This window comes from Burkholderia sp. Ac-20392, assembly GCF_017104585.1.
GTDB classification, from domain to species: domain Bacteria; phylum Pseudomonadota; class Gammaproteobacteria; order Burkholderiales; family Burkholderiaceae; genus Burkholderia; species Burkholderia lata.
Map to the genome: position 1 here is coordinate 1 of NZ_JAAGPB010000304.1, position 10342 is coordinate 10342.

Genomic DNA, 10342 nt, shown 5'->3' on the forward strand with positions numbered 1-10342 from the left:
TTCGCGCTGTGGCGCGCGAAGGCGCCGCGCGACGCCGTGCACGCGACGGCCGTATCGGCCCCGATCTCCGCGTTCGCCCGCATTCCACGCGCGTGGCAGCTCGCGCTGTTCTTCGGGCTCAGCAACAGCGGCTACGCCAGCCTCGTCGCGTGGCTGCCCGCGTTCTACCGCAGCATCGGCATGAGTCCGCAAGCGAGCGGCAACCTGCTCGCGTGGATGGCGCTGTTCCAGGCGACCGGCGCACTCGCGATGCCGATGATCGCGAAACGTTCGCCCGACCGCCGCGCCGTGCTGTGGCTCACGCTCGCGCTGCAGGCGGCCGGCTTCATCGGGTTCGCGACGCTGCCCGCGGTCGCGCCGTGGTTCTGGGTCGCGAGCGTCGGCCTCGGTCTCGGCGGCTTCTTCTCGATGAGCCTGATCGTCACGCTCGACCACCTGCCCGATGCACGGCTCGCCGGCGCGCTCGCCGCCTTCGTGCAGGGCGTCGGCTTCCTGACCGTCGCGGCGAGCCCCTGGCTGATCGGCTGGCTGCGCGACGCGGGCGGCGGCTTCGCGATCGCCTGGTGGATGCATCTCGGCGTGATCGCCGCGATGGCCGCGCTGAATGCCGCGTTCTCGCCCGCCGGCTACCGGCACAGCATGGCGCGCATCATCGGCGCCGCTCGATAACGTTCCCTTCGAATCCGGGCGAGCGCCTTCGGCACTCGTCCAGCCGCCCGCGCATGGCCGGGCGCGGGCAGTCACGCCCATCGGCCGCTGGTTCGCTTCAAAACAAACTACATCAATCGGTATTGGAGACAGACATGAAAAAGCTCGTTCTGGCCGTGGCGCTCGCGCTGACGGCCGGCGCCGCCGCCGCGAAAGACCCGGCGGTCCTGCGCCTTGGCGTCGACCCCAGCTATGCGCCGTTCGAATCGCTCGCGCCCGACGGCAAGCTCGTCGGCTTCGACATCGATCTCGGCAATGCAATCTGTGAGCGTATGAAGGTGCGCTGCGTGTGGGTCGAGAACGCGTTCGACGGGATGATCCCGGCGCTGAAGGCGCGCAAGTTCGACGGCGTGCTGTCGTCGATGAGCGTGACCGAGAAGCGCCTCGCGCAGATCGCGTTCACCGACAAGATCAACAACGTGCCGCCCCGGCTCGTCGCGCGGCGCGGCTCGAACCTGCAGCCGACGCCCGAGTCGCTGCAGGGCAAGAGCGTCGGCGTCGAGCAGGGTTCGACGCAGGAGACTTACGCGCGCACGTACTGGGAGCCGAAGGGCGTGATCGTCCGCACGTACCAGACGCAGGATCTCGTCTACCAGGACCTGCTGTCGGGGCGGCTCGACGCGTCGCTGCAATCGTCGGTGCAGGCCGACCTCGGTTTCCTGAAAACGGCGAAGGGGGCGAACTTCGAATTCGCGGGGGCGCCGCTGCATGACCCGAAGACGCTCGGCGTGGGGTCGGCGATCGGCGTGCGCAAGGATGACGACGCGCTGCGCACGCAGATCAACCAGGCGCTTGCGAGCCTGATCCAGGACGGGACTTACCAGCGGATCTCGAAGAAGTATTTCTCGTTCGATATCTACAACTGACGGGCGGGAACGGGCAACGCGAAGACGCGTCACGCATGAATGCGCGACGCCTCTTCTTCGCTCACCGAATAATGTCGACTATGCCGCTCGCTGCAACAGGTCGGTTGCGAAAGAATTCGCATGCGCGACGGCCTCTTGCGCGTCGCCGAATACACCGAGCTCATCCCAGTGTTCTTCGGCCGCATACGTTCCCCTCACGGCAAGCGCCCGCTGAACGCTCAACTGCGCTGCGTATTTGCCATCCTGCAGCGGTCGGGCCGTTGCAACGACCTTGTGCGGAGGGCTGGCTCGCTCCGGCTGAACCAGCTCGACGGCGCCACCGGCCACGTCGACATACATCAACTCATTCCTCGTCTTGCAGTCCGGGCAGTAGAAGCACCACCCAGAGTCCTCTTGATGGGGCCTGACCTGCCCGCGAGCCAGCACGGCGCGGCATGCAACGTTTTCGCAGATGAACGGCATGGCAGTCTCCGAAGTTGTTTGTCGGAAATCCTAGCATGTCCGTCGGCGGTCAACCACCGGCATCGGCACGATTGCCTTGCGGTCGATCAGGTTCGGGCGCAGACGCCCGTGGCACGGCTCGCACGCAGGTCAACCCGGCGCCCGCAAGCCTCTCGGCAACCGGGATAAACTGTCTGCCCGACCCACGAACCCAGCCATTCTCCATGTTGATCCGCGTTGCTACCCCGTCCGATGCCATCCTGCTTGCCGAATTGAAGCGCGACACGTTTCGCGAAACCTTTCTGCACGACGGATTCAATATCGACTACCCGCCGCACGATCTGGCTGCGTACGAGACCCGAACCTATTCGGTAGAAGCGGTCACGGGCCAGCTCAACGATCCCCAGTGCCGCACGTGGGTCGCCGAAAGCGACGATGGCCGGCTGGTGGGGTATGCGCACGCGGGGCCCTGCAAGCTCCCGCACCCGGAGGTTGCCGACGGTTCGGGGGAGATCCATCAGATCTACCTTCGGCGGGGGACGCAAGGGACCGGCGCCGGGCGCGCGTTGTTCGATTCGGCACTCGACTATCTGGCCACGGAACGGCCCGGCCCGGTATGGCTCGGCGTGTGGTCCGGCAACGCGAAGGCCATCGCTTTCTACGAGAAGGCCGGTTTCCAGCGGGTCGGTACGTACGATTTCAAGGTTGGCGATTCAACCGATCTGGAGTTCATCTACCGTCGCTGACCTTCGCGGTTGCATGCCGACCGAGCCTCGCCAGCAAAAAGGGGCGCCGCGCACGATCGCGCGACGCCCCTGCTTCACGTCGGCCGGCCCGTTCGGGCAGCGATCGCGATTGATGCTTGACCGGCCGTCAATCGGCCGGCGTCACTTGTAATTGAACGCGTCGGGGTGGTTCTCGAGGCTACCCGTCAGCGCCGCATACAAGATCGTCCGTCCGTCGATCGATTCGCTACCGCCGCCGATATTGAGCCATGTCAGCTTCTCGGCGCCCTCCTTCGGCCCTGCGACGGACAGCACACCGTACATCACCTTCTTCTGCGGGTCGTACAGCACCGCGATGCGCTCCGACCCGCAGTTGTGCGGCTTGCAGGCCGTCATCACGTAGACGTCGTGCCCGCCGAACACGACGGTGGTTCCCGGCGATTCGGTGCCATTGGTCACCCATGCCGGCACCGCGTGACCTTTCTTCATCGCGGCGAACGCGTCGCTCGCCGCGCGATCGCCGGGGATTGCGCTCATCGTCCAGGTTTTCGTCGGCGCGGGGCCTGCGGCCCATGCGGCCTGGGCGACGATCAGTGCGGCAGCGGCGAGAGGAATCCTGAATTTCATGTGCATCTACTCCGGGCGATGGGGGAATTCATTAGTGCCGCACCACCGAAAGGAGTTCTTCCCGCCGTGTCAACTTTTGTCAATCAATAGCGGCTCCGCCCCCACAGCGTCTTCGGTTCGTCGAGCAAATGACGCAACCCGCTGCGCTCGATCGTGATCTCCGCCACTTCGTTCACCCGTTCGAGCACCGCGCCTTCGTCGACCGACAACACACGCCGGTCCTCCATCAGCACCCTTCCGCCAACCATCGTCATGCACACGTCGGCCGCGTTCGCGAAGCACGTCACGCGATACACCGGCATGTTCATCGGCATCATGTGCGGCCGGAACAGGTCGACGAGGATGATGTCGGCGAGCTTGCCGGCTTCGAGCGAACCGACCTCGTGATCGACCGACAGCGCCTTCGCCGCGTCGATCGTCACCATCTCCAGCACCTTGCCGTGCGGCAGCACGTCCGGGTCGCGGAAATGACGGCGGTGGTAATGCATGCACTGCCACATGTGGCGGAACATGTCGTAGCCGCGATCGGGCGCCGCGCCGTCCGACGCGATCGCCACCGTCACGCCCGCATCGATCAGCTCGGGCACCGGGCAGCGCCCGATGATCGACATGATCGCGCTCGGGTTGTGGACGATCGCGGTGCCGGTCTCGACGCATGCCGCGATATCGTCGTCGGTCAGGTCGATGCTGTGCGACATGAACGACGTCGGGCCGAGCAAGCCGAGCTCGCGATGCGCGAACGCGAGCGTGCCCGCGCGGTGGCCGTCCTGCGTGAACGTCAGCCCGCGCTCGCGCGCCAGCGCGCCGTAGCGCGCGGCCTGGTCGCGGAAATCGTGCTCGTACCGTGCGAGTTCGGGATCGTGTTCCGGCCCGTACACGGGCAGCGTGAGCGCGATGCGGATCCGGCCATCGGCATCGCCGTGGCATGCGTCGATGATGTGCTCGCACACGTCATACATCGTGTCGAAATCGATGTCGCGCGTGTCGCTGCCGTCCGGCGTGTGGCGCGTATAAGCACGCGGCGCGGGCGGCCGCGACGGGCCGACCGCGACGATCGAGCGCGTACCGGTGCGCACGACCGCATCGCAATGGCGCCGTGCATAGACCGGATCGTCGACGCGCATGATCGAGTTGCCGCCGCCGAGCAGCGACACGCCCGTCGTCACGCCGGCCTTCAGCCGTTCGAGCGCGGCAAGGTGCGATTCGGCCTCCCAGAACGCTTCGTCGGACGCACGCGTGTAGATCGTCTCGGCCGCGGCCGACCACGCATCGCCGTCCGCGCCGCCGATCGTGCGCAGCATCGCGTGGCCGGCATGCGCATGCGCATCGATCAGGCCCGGCAGCACGGCCTTGCGGCGCGCGTCGATCGTGCGCGCGGCGCGGTAGCGCGCCTGCAGTTCGTCGGTGCTGCCCACGGCGACGATACGATCGCCCTTCACGGCAACCGCGCCGTGCTCGATCACGCGCCGCTGCGGGTCCATCGTGATCACGCAGCCGTTCGCGATCAGCGTGTCGATCGCCTCGCGGTTGTCGTCCCGCTTGTCCTCGGTAGTCATCGCACCGTGTCCTGTTGTCGTTCGATTGATTGTGTTGCCGCCCGGCGGCCTCGTGCCATCTTCATGCATGAAAAACGATCACGCCGAACCGACCGGCGCCGCGATCCGCGCCTTCAGCTTGCGCTGCACCGCGCTGATCACGATGAACACCAGCGCATTCACCGCGAGCGCGACGAGCCCGGGGTTGATCGACGTCAGCGTGTTCGACGCGCCGGGGAACAACGACGCGAGCGTCACGCCATAGTAGTTCGTCATCGCGATCACGATCGCGCCGGCGACGATGCCCGCGAACGCGCCTTCACGCGTGCCGAACGGCCGCTTCAGGAAGCTCGATGCGAGCATCGGCACGAGCTGCGTGAGCAGGCTCGACGAGAAGATCGCGAGCGTGACGAACGTCGCGCCGCCGCGCAGCACGAAGTAGACGACCACCAGCGTGAAGATCGGCAGCGCGATCCGCGCGACGCGCGTCACCTCGCGGTCGGTCGCGTTCGGCGCGAAGCCTTCGCGGTAGATGTTGCGCGCGATCGTCGTCGATGCGTTCAGCATGATCAGCGAGCCCGGCACCAGCGCGGTCAGCAGGCCCGTGCCGCCGACGATGCCGACGAACCATGCGGGGAACGTCTGCTTCACGAGGCGCAGCAGCGCGAGATCGGTCTGCGCGCCTTCGAGCCCGTGCACGGTCATCACGGCCGCGAAGCCGACGAGGAACAGGAACGCGATCAGCACCTGGTACAGCGGCATCAGGATCACGTTGCGGCGCAGCGCGCGCTCGTCCTTCGCGACGTAGATCGCGGTGAAGCCGTGCGGATACAGGTAGTAGCCGAGCGACGTGAGCAGGATCGTCGAGTTGTACCAGCTCAGGTTGAAGCCGTGCTCGGGCATGCGCAGCAGTTCGGGATGCACGGCGTCGATCCTGGCGAACATCGCGCCAAGGCCGCCGTAGTAGTGCATCGGCAGATACAGGCCGAGAAAGATCGCGATCGCGAGGATCAGCACGTCCTTGAAGATCGCGATGCTCGCCGAGCCGTGGATGCCCGACACGACCATGTACACCGCCATCAGCGTCGCGGCGATCCAGATCGCGGCTGCTTGCGGAATCAGCCCGTACGACATCTCGGACACGATCACGCCGAGCCCGCGCAACTGGATCATCAGCAGCGACACCATCGCGAACACCGCGACGACCGACACCAGCACGCCGATCGCGCGGCTGTCGTACTTCGCCGCGAAGTAGTCGGCGAACGACACGAGCCCGCGCTCCTTCGCGTAACGCCAGATCGCCGGCAGCATCCAGTAGCCGATCACGAACGCGAGGCAGCCGTACGACAGGATGTAGAACGCGGGCACGCCCTTGCTGTAGGTCCAGCCGCTCGCGCCGAGGAACGAGAACGTCGAGAACGCCTCGCCGGCCATCAGCAGGAACGTCAGCAGCGAGCCGAAGCCGCGCCCGCCGACCGCCCACTGCTCGAGCGTGAGCTTGCGGCCGCGGCGCGCCATCACGCCGATCGCGAGCGCGAACACGGCGAACGCCGCGATGATGATGATCGATGCGTTCATCGCGCGTCTCCCGAGCGGCCGGCGCGGGCCGCGTCGCGCTCGTCGAGATGGAACAGGATCGCGAGGATCGCGGCGGTGGCCGCCATCCAGACCAGGTTCCAGACGAGCAGGAACGGCAGCCCGAACAGCAGCGGCCGCACCTCGGCGAGCGAGCCGCCCGCATACATCCCGACGAACGGCAACGCCGCCAGCAACAGTTTGAGTTTCATGAGTGCCTCCTCCGGAAGACGCGCGTGTGCGTCAGAACATCAGAACTTCTGGCGGATGCCGACCACCACCGCCACCTGCGACGTCGTCGACGACGCGCTGTCGGTGCCGTCGATCCACGCCTGGCCGACACCCGACGACGCCCTCTGGTAGAAGCCGTTCACGTACACGTCGGTGCGCTTGGACAGCAGGTACTGCAGGCCGGCCGATACCTGGTGGTAGTGGCCGCTGTCGCTGGCGCGCGCGACCTGCGTATAGGTGTAGCCGGCCGCCGCCATCAACGCCGGCGTGATCATGTAGCGCAGGCTGCCTTCGTAGTTGTTGAAGCGCAGCGCGCCGCCCGTCGCCTGCCCGAAGTTCGAGCCCGTGTACAGCAGGCCGAGCGTCGCCGGCCCGATCGCGTAGCTGCCGCCCGCGCCCCAGATCTGCTGGCGGATCGCGTTCCCGAGGCTTGCACCGAACACCGATTCCGACGCCGGATAGTAGTTATCCGAAGCAACGGCGCCGCTCGTGCTGACCGCCGGATGGTTCACGCGCGCATACGCGGCGCCCGCGTTGAGCGGCCCGTTCACGTACGTGACGCCCGCGCTCCAGCTGTTGTCGTTCGCGAAGCCGGTCGAGTTCGAGAAGCCGTACACGAGGTTCGCCTGCAGGCCCGCGATCGTCGGCGACACGTACTTCACCGCGTTGTTGGTGCGGAACGTGTTGTTGATGTCGTCGTTGTCGAACGGGTGCGTCGAGTACTGCGCGAGGAAGCTGCTCATTTGCAGCGAGCCGAGGATGTCCTGCGTCGAGTTGTACTGGCGGCCGAGCGTCACCGCGCCCCAGTTCGCGCCGCTCAGGCCGACCCACGCCGAACGCCCGAACATCCGGCCGCCCTGCCCGAGCGCGCCGTTCGCGACGTTGAAGCCGTTCTCGAGCCGGAAGTTCGCCTTCAGGCCGCCGCCGAGATCCTCGGTGCCGATCAAGCCAAAGCGCGGGCCCGATTCGTTGCCGCCCGTGAATTGCCACAACGCATGGCCCTTCGCGTTGTTCGTGTAGGTCACGCCCGCGTCGACGATCCCGTACAGCGTCACCGTGGACTGCGCGTGCGCGGCGCCGGCAAACAGCATTGCAACGGCTGCGCCCACGCCTGCGGCGCCCGTCTTCCCACCCTTCATTCGCACCATCTCCGTCTTCTCCTCTCCAAACCTGTTCATCGATGTGTTGTGTTTTTTTGATCCTGCCCATACGCCCGATCAGGTTGTATAGACAGTCGCTGGATGGTATCCAGCCGCAGTCACATCAAGAAATGAAATGTTCAACTGAGCGGCAGTTGAAAATCGAATGACGAGGAGATGAGCGGGGACGATGCGCCGCTGCAAGAGAAACGAAAGCGCGCAAGTCCGCTGGACGCGGCGCGCTTTGCTCAGACGTGAATGGCTCGCGTAAGCAAGCTGACGAAACGGCGACGCGTGATGCGTCTATACGGTTTTCCCGGATAGCCCGTGCATCGGCCGCCGCAGCGCGGCGTCAAACGGGTTGGTGCGCGGCCCGATCGTCTCGGCCTGGCGCCGCAGCAGTTCGACGACCATCGGCATCCGGTCATCGCCGAGGCGCGACGCGAGCGTACCGACGCTCAGCGCGCCCACCGGATACCCGGTGCGATCGAGAATCGGCACGGCGACGCCGGCCATCCCGTCGAGCACGCCGCTGTTACGGCCCGCGTAGCCGAGCTGCCGCACGCGTTCGATCTCGGTGCGCAGGTACACCTCGTCGAGCACGCCATAGCCGCGAATGCGCGGCACGTTGAAGCGGATCACTTCCTCACGTTCGGCTTCGGGCAGGAACGCGAGGATCGCGAGACTGCCCTGCCCGACGCCGAGCGCGATGCGCCCGCCGATGTCGCCGGTAAACGAGCGGATCGGAAACGGCCCTTCGCACAGGTCGAGACACACCGCGTCGAAGCCGCTCTTCACGAGCAGGAAAATCGTCTCGCCGAGACTCGCGCACAGCCGCAACAACGCGGGGCGGCACAACGTACGCATGCTGCTCGGGTTGCCGGCCTGCGCGGCGAGCGCGAAGAAGTCGACGCTCAGCCGGTACAGCTTCGATTGCTCGTCCTGTTCGACCATCCCTTCGGCGATCAGCGATTGCAGGATTCGGTGCGCGGTGCCCTGCGTGAGGCCGACCGCCTTCGCGAGATGCGTGACGCGCACGCCGTCCTGCTGCATGCCGGCCAGCGCGCGCAGGATCGCGAACGCACGCTGCAGCATGCCGGTGCCCGGCGCGCCGGCCGGATCGGCGGCGTCCTCGTCCGTGTGCGCCGCGCGCGCGGCCGGCGACGTTCCGGGCGAATGGGGTTCCTGCATGCCGGCTCTCCTCGATGATTTCATTGAACGGAATACGCTAGCCGCCATTGTCGTCCGGACGAAATTCCCCGGGCATCCGGGTGTGCACGGGATTGACGCGTGCATTTCACGGCTCGGCCACCCCTCATCCAGCGGAACGATTTGCATGCCGCGATGCGATCCATTCCGTTCATCGGAATTTTTCAGAAATTCATCCCGTTCAGCAGAATTCGAAATTGACGCTCCGAAATATGGCTGGCTAGAGTCCGCGTCATCGGCACACCGGCCACGCGGTGTGCGAACCCGGAGCTTCCCATGTCGTTTCTCACGCTTACGGATCTGACGAAAACCTTCGGCGACCTCACCGCCGTCGCCGACGTCAACCTGTCGGTCGAACAAGGCGAATTCGTATCGCTGCTCGGGCCGTCGGGCTGCGGCAAGACCACCACGCTGCAGATGATCGCCGGCTTCGTCGACGTCACGCGCGGGCGCATCGCGCTCGACGGGCAGGACATCACGCACCTGAAGCCGAACCGGCGCGGGCTCGGCATCGTGTTCCAGAGCTATGCGCTGTTTCCGCACATGAGCGTCGCGGAAAACGTCGGCTTCGGCCTCGACATGCGCGGCGTCGACAAGGCCGAGCGCACGGAGCGCATCCGCGCCGCGCTCGCGCTCGTGCGGCTCGATGCCCTCGCGCACCGCTTTCCGCGCGAGCTGTCGGGCGGCCAGCGGCAGCGCGTCGCGATCGCGCGTGCGGTCGTGATCGAGCCGCCGGTGCTGCTGCTCGACGAACCGATGTCGAACCTCGACGCAAAGCTGCGCGAGGACATGCAGTTCGAGCTGCGCGCGATCCAGCGCAAGATCGGCACGACGACGATCATGGTCACGCACGATCAGTCGGAAGCGTTGTCGATCAGCGATCGCGTGGTCGTGATGGAAGCCGGCCGCATCACGCAGACCGATACGCCGTACCGTGCGTACGAGCGCCCGGAAAGCCGCTTCGTGTCGCAATTCATCGGCAAGGCGAACCTGCTGCCCGGCACCGTCGTCGCGCACGACGGCGACGCGATCCGCATCGACCTCGGGCACGGCCTCGCCGAAACCGGCCACACCGCGCACCTGCCGCCGCGCGAGCGCGACGTATGCGTCGGCGATGCGGTGTCGGTCTGCATCCGTCCGGAGAAGCTGCGGCTGTGCGCGCCCGATGCCGGCCGCTTCGCCGCGACCGTCACGAGCCGCTTCTTCCTCGGCAGCCAGTGGCTGTACCGCGTCGACAGCGCACTCGGCGAAGTGCTCGTGTGCTGCCAGAACGAGGGCGCGGAGCC

Annotated in this window: 10 protein-coding genes and 1 pseudogene; 4 read left to right on the forward strand and 7 right to left on the reverse strand. The window is 66.4% G+C overall.

Going from position 1 to position 10342, the window contains the following annotated elements; all coding sequences use genetic code 11:
• Together G3N99_RS26655 and G3N99_RS26660 are read left to right on the forward strand one after the other, a co-directional pair.
• Positions 1–669 (forward strand): annotated as a pseudogene (locus G3N99_RS26655) (MFS transporter); the annotation flags it as partial.
• 134 nt (positions 670–803) lie between these two features.
• A complete protein-coding gene (locus tag G3N99_RS26660; RefSeq protein WP_174938463.1) occupies positions 804–1574 on the forward strand; it encodes an ABC transporter substrate-binding protein in 771 nt (256 codons plus the stop codon).
• Positions 1575–1652: 78 nt separating this feature from the next.
• Here the strand turns inward: G3N99_RS26660 and G3N99_RS26665 are convergent, their stop codons facing one another.
• Positions 1653–2036 (reverse strand): hypothetical protein, encoded by a 384-nt coding sequence (locus G3N99_RS26665; RefSeq protein ID WP_011356063.1) that lies wholly within the window; start codon positions 2034–2036, stop codon positions 1653–1655.
• A 203-nt stretch (positions 2037–2239) separates the two neighbouring features.
• On the opposite strand from G3N99_RS26665, the gene G3N99_RS26670 reads away from it, so the two are divergent.
• A complete protein-coding gene (locus G3N99_RS26670) occupies positions 2240–2761 on the forward strand; it encodes a GNAT family N-acetyltransferase (RefSeq protein WP_174938461.1) in 522 nt (173 codons plus the stop codon).
• A 141-nt stretch (positions 2762–2902) separates the two neighbouring features.
• Here G3N99_RS26670 and G3N99_RS26675 read toward each other — a convergent pair whose 3' ends face one another.
• The 6 genes from G3N99_RS26675 to G3N99_RS26700 form a co-directional block, all read right to left on the reverse strand.
• Positions 2903–3367, reverse strand: coding sequence for an Ivy family C-type lysozyme inhibitor (locus G3N99_RS26675; protein ID WP_206123883.1), 465 nt, complete (start codon positions 3365–3367; stop codon positions 2903–2905).
• A gap of 83 nt (positions 3368–3450) precedes the next feature.
• Positions 3451–4923: an amidohydrolase family protein gene (locus G3N99_RS26680; RefSeq protein ID WP_206123884.1), complete on the reverse strand. Its 1473-nt coding sequence runs from the start codon at positions 4921–4923 to the stop codon at positions 3451–3453.
• Between the two features lie 78 nt (positions 4924–5001).
• Entirely contained in the window at positions 5002–6480 is a 1479-nt protein-coding gene (locus G3N99_RS26685; RefSeq protein WP_174947218.1) for a sodium:solute symporter, read from the reverse strand.
• Positions 6477–6689 carry a DUF3311 domain-containing protein gene (locus G3N99_RS26690; RefSeq protein ID WP_174938448.1) on the reverse strand — a complete coding sequence of 71 codons (213 nt, stop codon included), beginning with the start codon at positions 6687–6689 and terminating at the stop codon, positions 6477–6479. The genes G3N99_RS26685 and G3N99_RS26690 overlap by 4 nt, the downstream gene beginning before the upstream one ends.
• A gap of 39 nt (positions 6690–6728) precedes the next feature.
• Positions 6729–7799, reverse strand: coding sequence for a porin (locus G3N99_RS26695; protein WP_241011864.1), 1071 nt, complete (start codon positions 7797–7799; stop codon positions 6729–6731).
• Positions 7800–8150: 351 nt separating this feature from the next.
• Positions 8151–9038 carry an IclR family transcriptional regulator gene (locus tag G3N99_RS26700; protein WP_206123885.1) on the reverse strand — a complete coding sequence of 296 codons (888 nt, stop codon included), beginning with the start codon at positions 9036–9038 and terminating at the stop codon, positions 8151–8153.
• Between the two features lie 294 nt (positions 9039–9332).
• Between G3N99_RS26700 and G3N99_RS26705 the strand changes: the two genes are divergently transcribed.
• Positions 9333–10342, forward strand: a 1010-nt coding sequence (locus G3N99_RS26705; RefSeq protein WP_206123886.1) for an ABC transporter ATP-binding protein, incomplete at its 3' end; no start/stop codon positions are given.

Excerpts from the sequence above, each read along its gene's own strand:
- G3N99_RS26690 (WP_174938448.1), bottom strand. The coding sequence starts at position 6,689 with ATGAAACTCAAACTGTTGCTGGCGGCGTTGCCGTTCGTCGGGATGTAT.
- G3N99_RS26685 (WP_174947218.1), bottom strand. The coding sequence starts at position 6,480 with ATGAACGCATCGATCATCATCATCGCGGCGTTCGCCGTGTTCGCGCTC.
- G3N99_RS26700 (WP_206123885.1), bottom strand. The coding sequence starts at position 9,038 with ATGCAGGAACCCCATTCGCCCGGAACGTCGCCGGCCGCGCGCGCGGCG.
- G3N99_RS26665 (WP_011356063.1), bottom strand. The coding sequence starts at position 2,036 with ATGCCGTTCATCTGCGAAAACGTTGCATGCCGCGCCGTGCTGGCTCGC.
- G3N99_RS26680 (WP_206123884.1), bottom strand. The coding sequence starts at position 4,923 with ATGACTACCGAGGACAAGCGGGACGACAACCGCGAGGCGATCGACACG.
- G3N99_RS26670 (WP_174938461.1), top strand. The coding sequence starts at position 2,240 with ATGTTGATCCGCGTTGCTACCCCGTCCGATGCCATCCTGCTTGCCGAA.
- G3N99_RS26675 (WP_206123883.1), bottom strand. The coding sequence starts at position 3,367 with ATGAAATTCAGGATTCCTCTCGCCGCTGCCGCACTGATCGTCGCCCAG.
- G3N99_RS26695 (WP_241011864.1), bottom strand. The coding sequence starts at position 7,799 with ATGCTGTTTGCCGGCGCCGCGCACGCGCAGTCCACGGTGACGCTGTAC.
- G3N99_RS26660 (WP_174938463.1), top strand. The coding sequence starts at position 804 with ATGAAAAAGCTCGTTCTGGCCGTGGCGCTCGCGCTGACGGCCGGCGCC.